Raw genomic sequence first — 13,717 nt, 5'->3', positions numbered from 1 at the left:
CATAGGCGGGACTGACCGCGTACGGATACGCGAAGCCGGCCGCGTACGGGTAGGCGGGGCTGACCGCGTACGCATAGGCGGGACGGAACGCGTACGGATACGTGGGGCTGACCGCGTACGGGTACGCGAATCCGGCCGCGTACGGATGCGCGAAGGGGCGCCCCTCCGGAGAGGGGCGCCCCTTTTCGCGTGCTGCGTTTTCGCGTGATCCGTGCTTCGTGGCCCGGGCGCTACGCCTACGGGCGGCTGTGGGTCACGTGTTGTGTCCCCGGCCGTTCCCGCCGCCCGGCCAGTTCCAGCCGCCGCCGTCGCCGCCCCCTATGACGTCGGGCAGGTCCGGCAGGTCGGGGAGGTCGACGCCGCCCCCGCCGGGCTTGTTGTCGTCCGTACGGGCCGGCGGCTTGGCGCGGTTCTTCTTCTTGTCCTTGGGGCTGCGGATCGGCACCGTGTGGAAGCCCGGCGCGGGCTTGCCCGCGAGCGCCCCGGCCATCGCGTCCCGCCAGATCGGACCCGGTACCTCGCCACCGAAGACCTTGTCGTGCGGGCGGCCGCCGATGGTGATGTCGACCATCCGCCGCTTGTGCTCGGGGTCGCCGACCCACACCGCGCCCGCCATGTTCGGGGTGTAGCCCACGAACCAGGCGGCGTAACGGCCGTCCGTCGTACCGGTCTTGCCGGCGCTCGGCCGGCTGTTGAGCCCGGCCTCCTTGCCGGTGCCGTCCTCGACGACGCCCTGCAGGAGGGTGTTTATGGTGTCGGCCGTCTTCTCCGACATGGCCCGGCGGCAGCTGGTCTGCGGGACCTTCATCGCCTTGCCGTTCGGACCGGTGATCGACTCGATGGCGACCGGCGTGCAGTACTCGCCGCGGTTGGCGAACGCGGCGTACCCCGCGGCCATGGTCAGCGGCGACATCTCCTGGGTGCCCAGGGTGATCGACGGGACCTGGTCGATGTCCTTGCCGTCGGCGCGCTTGATGCCCATCTTGTCGGCCATCTTCGTGACCGGGCAGATGCCGACGTCGCTGATCAGCGACACGAAGTAGGTGTTGACCGACTTCGCGGTCGCCTCCTTCATGCCGTACGGGCCCTTCTCGCTGCGGTTCTCGTTCTCCACCGGAGCGCTGCCGTTCCACATGCCCTTGCAGGTGGAGACCGGGCTCGGGTACTGCATGCGGTACGGGGAGGGATAGACCTTGTTCGGGCTGACGCCCTGCTCCAGCGCGGCCGCCGCGATCACCGGCTTGAAGGTCGAGCCGGGCTGGTAACCGGCGCCGCCGCCCATGTCACCGTCCACCGACAGGTTCATCTGGGTCTGGTGCGCCTTGAAGCCGTACGGCCGGGACTGGCCCATGCCGCGGATCTTGCCGCTGCCCGGCTCGACCAGCGCCGCCGCCGTGGCGACCGGGTCCGAGTCGTACACGTGATCGCTCACCGACTTCTGCACGGCCTTCTGGGCCTGCGGGTCCAGCGTCGTACGGATCGTCATGCCGCCGCGCTGCCACCGGGCCAGCCGGGCCTTGGCCGTCTTGCCGAAGACCGGATCGTTCAGGAACGCCTCGCGGACGTAGTCGCAGAAGAAGCCGGCCCCGTCGACGGCGGTGATGCAGCCGTTGCGCGGGGTGCTGACGTGCAGCTCGATCGGCTTCTTCGCGGCCTCGGCGGCCTGCGCCCGGGTGATGTCGTGGACGTCGGCCATCCGCTGGAGCACGGTGTTGCGCCGCTTGGTGGCCTCTTCGGGGTCGTTGACCGGGTCGTACCGGCTCGGCGACTGGACGATGCCGGCCAGCAGCGCGGACTCGGCCAGGTCGAGGTCCTTGGCGGGCTTGCTGAAGTAGCGCTGGGCCGCGGCCTCGACGCCGTACGCCTGCTGCCCGAAGAAGGTGATGTTCAGGTAGTTCTGCAGGATCTTCTTCTTGCCCAGCTCCTTCTCGACCTGGATCGCGTACTTCAGCTCGCGGACCTTGCGGCCGATGGTCTGCTGGGTGGCCTCCGCGACCTTGTCCTGGTCGTTGCCCGCCTCCTCGACGAAGACGTTCTTCACGTACTGCTGCGTGAGCGTCGAGGCGCCCTGCGAGACCCCGCCGGACTGCGCGTTCTTGTTGACCGCGCGCAGGATGCCCTTCATGTCGACCGCGCCGTGCTGATAGAAGCGCGAGTCCTCGATGGCGACGATCGCCTTCTGCATGTACGGGGAGACGTCCTTCAGGTCCACCACCGTGCGGTTGCGGAAGTAGACCTTGGCGATCTCGCCGCCGTCGGCGTCCAGGATCGTCGTCCGCTGGCTCAGCGGTGGCGTCTTCATATTGGACGGGATCTCGTCGAACCCCTCGACCGTCCCCTTGGCGGCGAGGCCCAGCGCGCCGGCGGCGGGGAGTGCCAGGCCCGCCAGTACGGCTCCGGCCAGGACGCTCACGCCGAGGAACTTCGCGGCCTGCTGGGTTGCGGTGAGGCCGCCACCGTCGCGCTTCTTACCCATGAAAGCACCCTAATCCGTTGGCAAGGACGTTCCGAGGCAGCGGGTGCCTCCCGGGATGTTCGAGTACCGGATCGTGACATCGGGGGCGCCCGGGTGGGCTATGCCATAAGGAGTAACGGTGGGCCGTCCCGGACCGAGGAGGGACTGTTCGACGGTGAGGGGGTACGGCTTCACCGTGCGGGCAGTTCGTCGTGATGCCCCGGCAACGTGAGGCGCGTAGGTTCTCAATCACCGGACAGGGGCGCATCTGTTCGCATACTCTGTTCACGCCTGTCACTCGAACGTGGTTCCGCACCAGCACATCGCCGCTTTGTGTCGCGGGGCCGGTGGCCGGATCGCCCGTACGCGTCGTCCGCGCTCGTTCGTGGCTCGTGTGAAACACCCTGAACTGTCCTGGCCTGCCAGAAAAGCGACGTATGCCCCGCGCTCACTCCGTTGGGTGATCTGCCGCATACGCATAGTCCGTTCGGACCATTCAAGATTGGGCCCGAAGGGGGTGTTGCGCCCTGCCTGCCTTCCGTAACGTCCTCAACTGGCAACGGTGAATATGCCGCTTGCCGCCGTGGGGGAGCCTCGATTCGGGAGAGGACGGCGCCAGCATGAGCTGGGTAACCGACTGGAGTGCACAGGCAGCCTGCCGCACGACCGATCCGGATGAGCTGTTCGTTCAAGGGGCAGCCCAGAACCGCGCCAAGGCGGTCTGCACCGGATGCCCCGTGCGAACCGAGTGCCTTGCCGATGCCTTGGACAACCGCGTCGAATTCGGCGTGTGGGGCGGGATGACGGAGCGGGAGCGGAGGGCGTTGCTGCGCCGCCGCCCGACCGTCACCTCGTGGCGTCGGCTGCTGGAGACGGCTCGTACGGAATACGAACGCAGCGCGGGAATCCTCGTGGACTGCGACGAAGAAGTGGAGTACGACAACTTCGCCGCGGTCGGCTGAGCCGGCCGGTGGTGCCCGGCGTCCGCCGGGAAATGAACACCCGGCGCAGGACCGGCCGGACAGGGTGAGCGCTGATTGCGGCATGGCCGCCGGCGCTTGGGTCGGTGCGCGATCGCCGCGTGCATGAGCGCGGTGAGGTGCGGCACGTGACGGTGGCTTCGGCTGCCGTCGTGCACCGTCGCACGGAGGTCGGCGTGGGATGCGCCCCGTCGCGCCACGCTGCCCGTGCCTGAGCCGATGCCGTGCCGGGGTGCGCTGCCGTGTCGGTTCTCTGCGTGCGCCTACGCGAGCTCTCCCTGCTCGTCTCCCAATCGGCATGACCTGCCGTCGTACCGCGCTGCCACCGTGCTGCCTGGTCTCCGTGGCTCCGCGACGGTTCCGCGTGCCGGTAGGCCATCGGTCCGTGCCGACGAGTGCCCGGGATGCTCATCTCTATGCCCGTTGGGGCCGAGGAGCGTGCCCGAGCAGGCGCATGCCCGGACAGGCACGCGCCCGAAGGGGCAGGCCCGTGTGGTCATGGACGGAGTCGGCGTGCGTCAGACCGTCAGCATCAGCATCGGCGTGCGTCAGGCTGTCAGCTCGCGCCGTCGGCCGCGTCGTCGTGCGCCTCGTCCGTGTGCCCGGCCGCGAGGCGGTCAGCGATCTCGCGCAGTCCCGAGACGTCATGGACGTCACCGGGCAGCGCGGCGATCTCGGCCACCGGTACTTCCGGGTGCAGCGCGGTGAAGCGGTCGCGGGTGCGTCGCTCGCGCGCCAGAACCTGCATCCGTTCTGCGTGCAGGGTCAGCAGGCCTGCGGCCAGACGGGCCGACCGGGCCTCGGGGGACTGCTTCGATTCGGGAGTTGCGGAGGGGTCTTGCGGGTGCAGCGCCGGCGCAGTGGGGGAGGAAGCGTCGGCGGTACGTGATCCAGCCTTCCCGCCTCCGAGATCCACAATTCCGTCCTCGCCAAGATTTTCGGCGGCTTCCTCGTCGACCGAACCGGAGTTCCCGGCTCCGGCCAGGTCGGTCAGCGCTTCCGCCGCCGCCAGCGCCCGCTCGGCGCTCAACTGGTCGGCCCCGCTGCCGTGTACGCGGTTCAGTACCAGGCCGGCCAGCGGCATCTGCTCGGCGGCCAGCCGCTCCACGAAGTACGCCGCCTCGCGCAGCGCGTCCCGCTCCGGCGCGGCCACCACCAGGAAGGCCGTACCGGGCGCCTGGAGCAGCCGGTACGTGGCGTCCGCGCGGGTGCGGAAGCCGCCGAACATGGTGTCCATGGCGGCCACGAACGTCTGTACGTCCTTGAGCAGCTGGCCGCCCATCAGCTTGCTGAGCGTGCCGGTCATCATCGACATGCCGACGTTGAGGAACTTCATTCCGGCCCGGCCGCCGACCTTCGCGGGCGCCATCAGGACCCGGATGAACTTGCCGTCCAGGAAGGACCCCAGCCGCTTGGGCGCGTCCAGGAAGTCCAGCGCGGACCGGCTCGGCGGGGTGTCGACGATGATCAGGTCCCACTCGTCGCGGGAGCGCAGCTGGCCCAGCTTCTCCATGGCCATGTACTCCTGCGTACCGGCGAACCCGGCCGACAGGGACTGGTAGAAGGGGTTCTCCAGGATCGCCCTGGCCCGCTCCTTGTCCGCGTGCGCCTCGACGATCTCGTCGAACGTGCGCTTCATGTCCAGCATCATCGCGTACAGCTCGCCCCGGCCTTCGGGGCCGCTGACGTCCTTGACCTGCCGCGGGACGTTGTCCAGTTCGGAAATGCCCATCGACTGCGCGAGCCGGCGGGCCGGGTCGATGGTGAGGACGACGGCCCTCCGGCCGCGCTCCGCCGCACGGACGCCGAGCGCGGCCGCCGTGGTGGTCTTCCCGACGCCGCCCGCGCCGCAGCACACGATGATGCGGGTCTGCGGGTCGTCGAGCAGCGTGTCCACGTCCAGATGCGGAGCCGAAGCGTCCAAGGTCGTGTACTCCGATGTCATATCGGTCCCTGTGTCCGCAGGTCCCGGGCCAGCCGGTAGAGCCCCGCGAGGTCGACTCCCTCGGGGAGCTGTTCCAGTTCGTACGTGGGCAGCCCGAGGCCGGTGATCTCGGTGTGTTCCGCGCGCTCCAGCGCGACCCGCTCGGCGTGCTCGCGGGCCTGCTCCAGGAGCGGGTCGATGAGCCGCTCGGCACGGCCGCCGCGGCGCGCGCCGCCGAGCCCCGCGCTGGAGAGTGCCGCCGCGATGCCCGCGCGGGCGCCGTTCGCGGCGAGGTCCACCTCGTCGGGGTCGAGGACGGGCGGCCGGACCATGTTGATGACCACGCCGCCCACCGGGAGACCGGCGGCGCGCAGTTCGGTGACGCCGTCCACGGTCTCCTGGACCGGCATCTCCTCCAGCAGCGTCACCAGATGGACGGCCGTCTCGGGCGACTTCAGTACCCGCATGACGGCCTGCGCCTGATTGTGGATCGGCCCGATCTTCGCGAGCCCCGCCACCTCGTCGTTGACGTTCAGGAAGCGCGTGATGCGGCCCGTGGGCGGCGCGTCCATGACGACCGCGTCGTACACGAAGCGCCCGTGCTTGTCCTTGCGGCGGACGGCCTCGCAGGCCTTGCCGGTCAGCAGGACGTCCCGCAGTCCCGGCGCGATGGTCGTGGCGAAGTCGATCGCGCCGAGCTTCTTCAGGGCGCGGCCGGCGCCGCCGAGCTTGTAGAACATCTGGAGGTAGTCCAGCAGCGCGCGCTCGGCATCGATGGCCAGCGCGTGCACCTCGCCGCCTCCTGGGGAGACAGCGATCTTGCGCTCTTCATAAGGAAGCGCCTCGGTCTCGAACACCTGGGCAATGCCCTGCCGGCCCTCGACCTCGACCAGGAGGGTGCGCCGCCCCTCGGTGGCCAGGGCGAGGGCGAGGGCGGCGGCGACCGTGGTCTTTCCGGTACCGCCCTTGCCGCTGACGACATGGAGCCTGCTCACGCCATGGAGCCTAACCAGTCCGCCTCCCGGCTACGCACGAGACGCCGTGCCTGTCGCGTATGCCTCGGTCGGCGGCGCGCCCATGGGCCCCCTGGAGACGCGTACGGGGGCGCCGCGGACGCGCGTCCTCGGCCACCCTGTACAGGCATTACGCTCGCCCCATGACGAAGTGGGAATACGCGACCGTGCCGCTGCTGGTGCACGCGACGAAGCAGATTCTGGACACCTGGGGCGAGGACGGCTGGGAGCTGGTCCAGGTCGTGCCCGGCCCGAACAACCCCGAGCAGCTGGTTGCCTACCTGAAGCGGGAGAAGCAGGCATGAGCCAGGTCGAGGACAAGATCGAGTCGCTCGGCCTGAAGCTCCCCGCCCTGGTGCCGCCGCTGGCCGCGTACCAGCCGGCCGTGCGTACCGGGAAGTACGTGTACACCTCCGGCCAGCTGCCGATGGTGGACGGCTCGCTGCCGGCCACCGGCAAGGTCGGCGCCGAGGTCGGTGCCGACCAGGCCAAGGAGCTGGCCGCCGTCTGCGCGCTGAACGCGCTGGCCGCCGTGAAATCCGTGACCGGCGACCTGGACAAGATCGTCCGGGTCGTGAAGGTCGTCGGCTTCGTGGCCTCCGCGCCGGACTTCACCGGTCAGCCCGGCGTCATCAACGGTGCGAGCGAGCTGCTCGGCGAGATCCTCGGCGACAAGGGCGTGCACGCCCGCTCCGCCGTGGGCGTGGCCGTGCTGCCGGTCGACGCGCCGGTCGAGGTCGAGATCCAGGTCGAGATCGCGGACTGAGCGACCGGCCGGACGGCATTCTCCGAGGGGCGGTACGGCCCGCGGCACACGCTGCGGATCCGTACCGCCCCTCGTGTCTACGGGGCCACTGCCCTTCGGGTGCTCGTCCCCGCCGGCCTCCGGTGCCGGGCCCTCGCCGCCGCTGCCGTTCGCGCCTTCGCGCCCGCGGGCCCTCGTGTCCGTCGTGCTTCGTGCCCGTCGTGCCTCGCGTCTTCGGGGCCGCGGCCCTGCGGCGTTCGGGGCCTCGCCCCGGCGCCCCCTCGTGTGCTTGCGTGCGGCCTCTCCGAGGGAGGCCCGGGGGGTCGGTGCCCCCTCGAACATCCGCGCGTGAACGCATAGCATCCGGCCATGTCGACGACGACCAATGGCCAGTGGTACCCGCCCGAGTGGCCGGACCGGATCCGGGCGCTCGCCAGTGGGCAGCTGACGCCGGTCACGCCCCGTAGAGCGGCGACCGTCATGCTCCTGCGCGACTCCGGCCGGGGCCCGGCCGTCCACATGCTGCGCCGGCGCGCCTCCATGGCCTTCGCGGCCGGCGCGTACGCGTACCCGGGCGGCTCCGTCGACCCCCGGGACGAGCGGCCGGTCGCCTGGGCCGGGCCCTCGCGCGCCGAGTGGGCCGCCCGGCTGGGCGTCGAGGAGGCCGTGGCGCAGGCGGTGGTCTGCGCGGCGGTCCGCGAGACCTTCGAGGAGGCGGGCGTGCTGCTCGCCGGGCCGTCGGCCGGTACCGTCGTCGCCGACACCACCGGGGACGACTGGGAGGCCGACCGTGCCGCCCTGGTGGCCCGTGAGCTGTCGTTCGCCGACTTCCTGGAGCGCCGGGGCCTGGTGCTCCGGAGCGACCTGCTGGGGGCCTGGGCGCGCTGGATCACCCCCGAGTTCGAGCCGCGGCGCTACGACACGTGGTTCTTCGTGGCCGCCCTCCCCGAGGGCCAGCGCACACGCAACGCGTCCACGGAGGCCGACCGTACGGTGTGGACCCGGCCCGCCGAGGCGGCGGCCGGCTACGACCGCGGCGAGCTGCTGATGATGCCGCCGACCATCGCCACGCTGCGCACCCTGGCGCCGTACGGCACCGCCGCCGACGCGCTCGCCGGGGCGGCCCGGCAGGACCTCACCCCCGTACTGGCGCGCGCCGAGCTCGTCGAGGGGGAGATCGTGCTCAGCTGGCCGGGCCACGAAGAGTTCACCAAACACATCCCCTCGGGCGCGGCGGCCGGCCACGACGGCACCGCGTCCGGCTCCTCCGAAGGGCCTGCCGCATGACCGACGCAGCCGCACTCCCCGGCCAGCCGCGCGGCGGTGTCCTCTCCGGCGCCGCGACCGCCCGCGCGTACTGCGTACTGGCGCCGAACCCGTCCGCGATGACCCTGGACGGCACCAACACCTGGATCGTCGCCGAGCCGGACTCCGACCGCGCCGTGGTCATCGACCCGGGGCCGCTGGACGAGAGCCACCTGAAGACGGTCCTCGACACCGTCGAGCGGGCCGGCCGGCGCGTCGCGCTCACCCTGCTCACCCACGGTCACCCCGACCACGCCGAGGGCGCCGCCCGCTTCGCCGAGCTGACCCGTACGCCGGTACGGGCCCTGGACCCCGCGCTCCGCCTCGGGGACGAGGGCCTGGCCGCCGGGGACGTGATCACGACGGGAGGCCTGGAGCTGCGCGTCGTGCCCACTCCGGGGCACACCGCCGACTCGCTCTCGTTCCACCTGCCGGCCGACGCGGCCGTGCTGACCGGGGACACGATCCTCGGGCGCGGCACGACCGTGGTGGCGCACCCGGACGGCCGTCTCGGCGACTACCTGGACTCGCTGCGGCTGCTGCGTTCCCTGACGGTCGACGACGGCGTGACCACGGTCCTGCCGGGCCACGGGCCGGTGCTGAACGACGCGCAGGGTGCCGTGGAGTTCTACCTCGCGCACCGGGCCAAGCGGCTCGCCCAGGTGGAGACGGCCGTTGAGGCGGGCCACCGTACGGCCGCCGACGTCGTCGCCCACGTGTACGCCGACGTCGACCGTTCCCTGTGGCCGGCGGCGGAGCTGTCCGTACGGGCGCAGCTGGACTACCTGGGGGAGCACGGGCTGGTCTAGCCAACGGTCCAGCCAACACAGTCCGTCCGGCGTCCGAGGGCCGGGGACGGGGAGGCCGGGGGCGGAGCCCCGCGCGAACGCGAAAAGGCCCCGCACGGATGCGGGGCCTTTCAGTGCGTCAGTACGCGCGCTGACGCGCAGTGGTCAGCGCGACCGCTTCGCGAGGCGCTCGACGTCCAGGAGGATCACCGCGCGGGCCTCCAGACGCAGCCAGCCACGGCCGGCGAAGTCCGCGAGCGCCTTGTTGACCGTCTCACGGGAGGCGCCGACCAGCTGGGCCAGCTCTTCCTGGGTGAGGTCGTGGACGACGTGGATGCCTTCCTCGGACTGCACGCCGAAGCGGCGCGAGAGGTCCAGGAGGGCACGCGCCACACGACCGGGCACGTCCGAGAAGACCAGGTCGGACATCTGGTCGTTGGTCTTGCGCAGCCGGCGGGCGACGGCGCGCAGCAGGGCGGTGGCCACCTCCGGGCGGGCGTTCAGCCAGGGCTGCAGGTCGCCGTGTCCCAGACCCAGCAGCTTCACCTCGGTGAGCGCGGTGCCCGTGGCCGTGCGCGGGCCCGGGTCGAAGAGGGACAGCTCACCGATCAGCTCACCCGGGCCGAGGACGGCGAGCATGTTCTCGCGGCCATCGGGGGAGGTGCGGTGCAGCTTCACCTTGCCGTCGGTGACCACGTACAGGCGGTCGCCCGGGTCCCCTTCGTGGAACAGGGCGTCACCACGGGCAAGCGTGACCTCGGTCATCGAGGCACGCAGCTCGGCAGCCTGCTCGTCATCGAGCGCCGCGAAGAGCGGTGCGCGCCGCAGAACGTCGTCCACGAGTTCTCTCCTTGTCGACATGCTCCGGGTGACGTAGGTCCCCATCATGCCGGAATGCAAAACAGTGCGATCAATCACAAGGATGCCGGACAGGTGTCCGCCGCCATAAGGCAGGGGGCCGATTGGGGGCGCGATTCCTGGCGATCGGGCCGGATGTCGGTGGGTGGCCGTAGTCTGGCCGAGTGTCCAATACGCCGGTGAGAGCACAGGACAAGGGGGCCGGACGAGTGAGCGCAGGCCACGATTCTGCTGTGGGCGAACAGGCGGGCGCGAATGCCGCGAAGCCCTCGAAAGCGGACTCGGAGCTGGTGGGGTCCGTTACCGCCAAAAGGGCTCCTGCGGCGGAGAAGGCCGGGGTGACGGAGGTGCCGGACGGCTCCGCGCCAACCACCGCCGACCCGGATTCGGGCAGGGCACGCACCCGTAGGAAACCGGCCACCACGAGGCAGCCGGCGACGACCGCGGAGAAGAGCAAGGTGACGGCGGAGAAGAGCACGTCAGAGGCGAAGAAGACCGCTCGGGGCGGGCAGCGGACGGCCGCGGCGGCGAGGAAGTCGGCCGCCCCCGGGAAGGCCACCGGAACCGCCTCCGAAAAGACCGCGAAGGCGAAAAAAACCGCCGCGGTGGAGAAGACCACGGCCGGGAAAAACGCGGCGAAGAAGACCGCGGCGAAGAAGACCGCGGCAGTGAAGAAGACCGCGGCGAACAAGAGCACGGCGAAGAAGACCGCCGCGAAGAAGACGGCAGCGGAAAAGACCGCCGCCCCCGAGACGCCCGCCGTCCGCAAGGCCGAGTCCCGCGTCGCCCTGGTCCGCCGGGCCCGCCGGATGAACCGCGAGCTCGCCGAGGTCTATCCGTACGCCCACCCCGAGCTGGACTTCCGCAACCCCTTCGAGCTGCTGGTCGCCACCGTCCTGTCGGCGCAGACCACCGACCTGCGGGTCAACCAGACCACGCCGGCCCTGTTCGCCGCGTATCCGACGCCCGAGGACATGGCCGCCGCCGACCCCGAGGCGCTGGAGGAGCTGATCCGCCCGACCGGCTTCTTCCGGGCGAAGGCGAAGTCCCTGCTCGGCCTGTCTGCCGGGCTGCGTGACCGGTTCGGCGGCGAGGTCCCCGGCCGGCTGGAGGACCTGGTCACGCTGCCCGGCGTGGGCCGCAAGACCGCCAACGTGGTGCTCGGCAACGCCTTCGGCGTCCCGGGCCTCACCGTCGACACGCACTTCGGGCGGCTGGTCCGCCGCTTCGGGTGGACCACGCAGCAGGACCCGGAGAAGGTCGAGGCGGAGATCGCCGAGATCTTCCCCAAGAGCGAGTGGACGATGCTCTCGCACCGCCTGATCTTCCACGGCCGCCGCGTCTGCCACTCCCGCAAGCCCGCCTGCGGGGCCTGCCCCGTCGCGCCGCTGTGCCCGTCGTACGGCGAGGGCGAGACCGACCCGGAGAAGGCGAAGAAGCTGCTCAAGTACGAGATGGGTGGCAAGCCGGGGCAGCGGCTGCGGCCCCCGGCCGGCTTCCCCGGCGAGCCCGCGCCGCCCCTGGCGGCCCGCGTGACGGCCGGATGACGGAGGGCGGTCCCGGAGCCGGGACGTCGTGACCATCGCAGCGAGGGCCTGAGGGGGCGCGTATGACGAGAGCACAGGAGACGGCACGAGGGGCGTACGACCAGGACGCCCAGGGACGGCGGACGGACGGGCGGACGGTGTACGGACAGCAGACGGCCGGCGCGGGGGCGGCCGCCGGGGACGTACGCGTCACGACCGAGGGGCTGCCGGCGTGGCTGCGCCCGGTGGCCGACGCGGCGGCGACGGTCCAGCCGCATCAGCTGAGCCGCTTCCTGCCGCCCGCGACCGGCGGCCGGCAGTCCGCCGTGCTGATCCTCTTCGGCGAGGGCGCCCAGGGCCCCGAGCTGCTCCTCATGGAGCGCGCCGGGACGCTGCGCTCGCACGCGGGCCAGCCCTCCTTCCCGGGCGGCTCGCTGGACCCGGAGGACGGCGATCCGGACGGCGAGGGTCCGCTGCGCGCGGCGCTGCGCGAGGCCCGGGAGGAGACCGGCCTGGACCCGGCCGGTGTGCAGCTCTTCGGTGTGCTGCCCCGGCTCTACATCCCGGTGAGCGGCTTCGTGGTGACGCCGGTGCTCGGCTGGTGGCACGAGCCCAGCCCGGTCGGCGCGGTCGACCAGGCGGAGACGGCCCGGGTGTTCACGGTTCCCGTGGCCGATCTCACGGACCCCGCGCACCGTGTGACGACCCGCCATCCGAGTGGCCACGTCGGCCCGGCCTTCACGGTCGAAGGTGCTCTGGTCTGGGGTTTCACCGCCGGTCTGATCGACCGCATCCTGCATTACGCGGGGTGGGAAGTGCCCTGGGACCGGGACAAGCAGGTCCCGCTCGACTGGCGCTCGTGAGACGGTGGCGGGCGTGAACGTCCTGGACATCCTGCTGTTGGTCGCCGCCGTGTGGTTCGCGGTGGTCGGTTATCGCCAAGGTTTCGTCGTCGGCATCCTGTCCGTGATCGGGTTCCTCGGCGGCGGACTGATCGCGGTCTACCTGCTGCCCGTGATCTGGAACGAAGTGACCGAGGACGCCACACCGGGCTCCTTCGCCGCCATCGCGGCGGTCGCCATCGTGATCGTGTGCGCCTCCGTGGGGCAGGCGCTCACCACGCACCTGGGCAACAAGCTCCGGAGATACATCACCTGGTCACCGGCGCGCGCCCTGGACGCCACGGGCGGCGCGCTGGTGAACGTCGTGGCGATGCTGCTGGTGGCCTGGCTGATCGGCTCGGCCCTCGCGGGCACCTCCCTGCCGACGCTCGGCAAGGAGGTACGCAACTCCAAGGTGCTGCTCGGCGTCTCCCGGGTGATTCCGGCGCAGGCCGACACCTGGTTCGCCGACTTCTCCTCCGTCCTCGCGCAGAACGGCTTCCCGCAGGTCTTCACGCCGTTCTCCAACGAGCCGATCCAGGAGGTCGAGCCGCCCGACCCGGCGCTGGCCGGCAGCCCGGTCGCGGCCCGCGCCAAGCAGAGCATCGTGAAGGTCGTCGGCACGGCCACCGGCTGCGCCAAGGTCCTCGAAGGCAGCGGCTTCGTGTTCGCCCCGCACCGCGTCATGACCAACGCGCACGTCGTGGGCGGCGTGACCGAGCCGACCGTACAGATCGGCGGCGAGGGGCAGCGCTACGACGCGAAGGTCGTGCTCTACGACTGGCGGCGCGACATCGCCGTACTGGACGTCCCGGCGCTGCAGGCGCCCGCGCTGCGCTTCACCGACCAGGACGCGCGGAGCGGCAACAGCGCCATCGTCGCGGGCTTCCCCGAGAACGGCGGCTACGACGTCCGTTCGGCCCGTGTCCGCGGCCGTATCCAGGCCAACGGCCCGGACATCTACCACCGCGACACGGTCGCCCGCGATGTGTACTCCCTGTACGCCACGGTCCGGCAGGGCAACTCCGGCGGCCCGCTGCTCACCCCGGACGGCAGGGTCTACGGCGTGGTCTTCGCCAAGTCCCTCGACGACAACAGCACGGGGTACGCCCTGACGGCCGACGAGGTCCGCACCGACATCGAGCGGGGGCGTACGGCCCAGCAACCGGTCGACAGCCAGGGCTGTGCGATGTGAGAAGGGGCTCGGGGCGGCCGCTGCCGCTTCCGGGAGCCCCTACGGCC

The 13,717-nt window shown here is 71.4% G+C and carries 12 protein-coding genes; 8 read left to right on the top strand and 4 right to left on the bottom strand.

What is annotated here, in order from left to right; translation table 11 throughout:
• Positions 1–253: 253 nt before the first annotated feature.
• Positions 254–2,476 (bottom strand): transglycosylase domain-containing protein, encoded by a 2,223-nt coding sequence (locus tag ACZ6WH_RS20080; RefSeq protein WP_469729741.1) that lies wholly within the window; start codon positions 2,474–2,476, stop codon positions 254–256.
• Between the two features lie 599 nt (positions 2,477–3,075).
• On the opposite strand from ACZ6WH_RS20080, the gene ACZ6WH_RS20075 reads away from it, so the two are divergent.
• Complete coding sequence (locus tag ACZ6WH_RS20075; RefSeq protein WP_432857343.1) at positions 3,076–3,417, top strand: WhiB family transcriptional regulator; 342 nt, start codon at positions 3,076–3,078, stop codon at positions 3,415–3,417.
• A gap of 574 nt (positions 3,418–3,991) precedes the next feature.
• Here the strand turns inward: ACZ6WH_RS20075 and bagB are convergent.
• Positions 3,992–5,380, bottom strand: a complete 1,389-nt coding sequence (gene bagB, locus ACZ6WH_RS20070; RefSeq protein ID WP_469729740.1) for an ATPase BagB — start codon at positions 5,378–5,380, stop codon at positions 3,992–3,994.
• Entirely contained in the window at positions 5,377–6,354 is a 978-nt protein-coding gene (gene bagA, locus ACZ6WH_RS20065) for an ATPase BagA (protein ID WP_432857348.1), read from the bottom strand. Before bagA ends, bagB begins: the two co-directional genes overlap by 4 nt.
• A 161-nt stretch (positions 6,355–6,515) precedes the next feature.
• Between bagA and ACZ6WH_RS20060 the strand changes: the two genes are divergently transcribed.
• The 4 genes from ACZ6WH_RS20060 to ACZ6WH_RS20045 all read left to right on the top strand — a co-directional run bounded on the left by ACZ6WH_RS20060 (position 6,516) and on the right by ACZ6WH_RS20045 (position 9,231).
• On the top strand, positions 6,516–6,677 hold the full coding sequence (locus ACZ6WH_RS20060) for a DUF4177 domain-containing protein (RefSeq protein ID WP_003975360.1): 162 nt from the start codon (positions 6,516–6,518) through the stop codon (positions 6,675–6,677).
• Positions 6,674–7,138, top strand: a complete 465-nt coding sequence (locus tag ACZ6WH_RS20055; RefSeq protein WP_469729739.1) for a RidA family protein — start codon at positions 6,674–6,676, stop codon at positions 7,136–7,138. Before ACZ6WH_RS20060 ends, ACZ6WH_RS20055 begins: the two co-directional genes overlap by 4 nt.
• A 348-nt stretch (positions 7,139–7,486) precedes the next feature.
• Positions 7,487–8,404, top strand: a complete 918-nt coding sequence (locus tag ACZ6WH_RS20050; protein ID WP_469729738.1) for an NUDIX hydrolase — start codon at positions 7,487–7,489, stop codon at positions 8,402–8,404.
• Positions 8,401–9,231, top strand: coding sequence for an MBL fold metallo-hydrolase (locus ACZ6WH_RS20045; RefSeq protein WP_399714773.1), 831 nt, complete (start codon positions 8,401–8,403; stop codon positions 9,229–9,231). Before ACZ6WH_RS20050 ends, ACZ6WH_RS20045 begins: the two co-directional genes overlap by 4 nt.
• Before the next feature lie 144 nt (positions 9,232–9,375).
• Here ACZ6WH_RS20045 and ACZ6WH_RS20040 read toward each other — a convergent pair whose 3' ends face one another.
• A complete protein-coding gene (locus tag ACZ6WH_RS20040; RefSeq protein ID WP_030260115.1) occupies positions 9,376–10,050 on the bottom strand; it encodes a Crp/Fnr family transcriptional regulator in 675 nt (224 codons plus the stop codon).
• A 623-nt stretch (positions 10,051–10,673) separates the two neighbouring features.
• Here ACZ6WH_RS20040 and nth point away from each other — a divergent pair.
• The 3 genes from nth (at position 10,674) to ACZ6WH_RS20025 (ending at position 13,670) form a co-directional block, all read left to right on the top strand.
• A complete protein-coding gene (gene nth, locus ACZ6WH_RS20035) occupies positions 10,674–11,615 on the top strand; it encodes an endonuclease III (protein WP_469730007.1) in 942 nt (313 codons plus the stop codon).
• 62 nt (positions 11,616–11,677) lie between these two features.
• Positions 11,678–12,457 carry an NUDIX hydrolase gene (locus ACZ6WH_RS20030; protein ID WP_469729737.1) on the top strand — a complete coding sequence of 260 codons (780 nt, stop codon included), beginning with the start codon at positions 11,678–11,680 and terminating at the stop codon, positions 12,455–12,457.
• Between the two features lie 13 nt (positions 12,458–12,470).
• Positions 12,471–13,670, top strand: a complete 1,200-nt coding sequence (locus ACZ6WH_RS20025; RefSeq protein WP_469729736.1) for a MarP family serine protease — start codon at positions 12,471–12,473, stop codon at positions 13,668–13,670.
• The last annotated feature ends 47 nt before the right edge of the window (positions 13,671–13,717 follow it).

The sequence above is a fragment of the Streptomyces sp. NPDC050806 genome (genome assembly GCF_055586425.1).
The sequence above is the reverse complement of the archived record's forward strand: the minus strand, read 5'-3'. Positions and strand labels throughout refer to the sequence as shown.

Bases quoted from the DNA above. Each gene is read 5' to 3' on its own strand.
- ACZ6WH_RS20080 (WP_469729741.1), bottom strand. From the start codon at position 2,476: ATGGGTAAGAAGCGCGACGGTGGCGGCCTCACCGCAACCCAGCAGGCC.
- ACZ6WH_RS20075 (WP_432857343.1), top strand. From the start codon at position 3,076: ATGAGCTGGGTAACCGACTGGAGTGCACAGGCAGCCTGCCGCACGACC.
- bagB (WP_469729740.1), bottom strand. From the start codon at position 5,380: ATGACATCGGAGTACACGACCTTGGACGCTTCGGCTCCGCATCTGGAC.
- ACZ6WH_RS20060 (WP_003975360.1), top strand. From the start codon at position 6,516: ATGACGAAGTGGGAATACGCGACCGTGCCGCTGCTGGTGCACGCGACG.
- ACZ6WH_RS20055 (WP_469729739.1), top strand. From the start codon at position 6,674: ATGAGCCAGGTCGAGGACAAGATCGAGTCGCTCGGCCTGAAGCTCCCC.
- ACZ6WH_RS20050 (WP_469729738.1), top strand. From the start codon at position 7,487: ATGTCGACGACGACCAATGGCCAGTGGTACCCGCCCGAGTGGCCGGAC.
- ACZ6WH_RS20045 (WP_399714773.1), top strand. From the start codon at position 8,401: ATGACCGACGCAGCCGCACTCCCCGGCCAGCCGCGCGGCGGTGTCCTC.
- ACZ6WH_RS20030 (WP_469729737.1), top strand. From the start codon at position 11,678: ATGACGAGAGCACAGGAGACGGCACGAGGGGCGTACGACCAGGACGCC.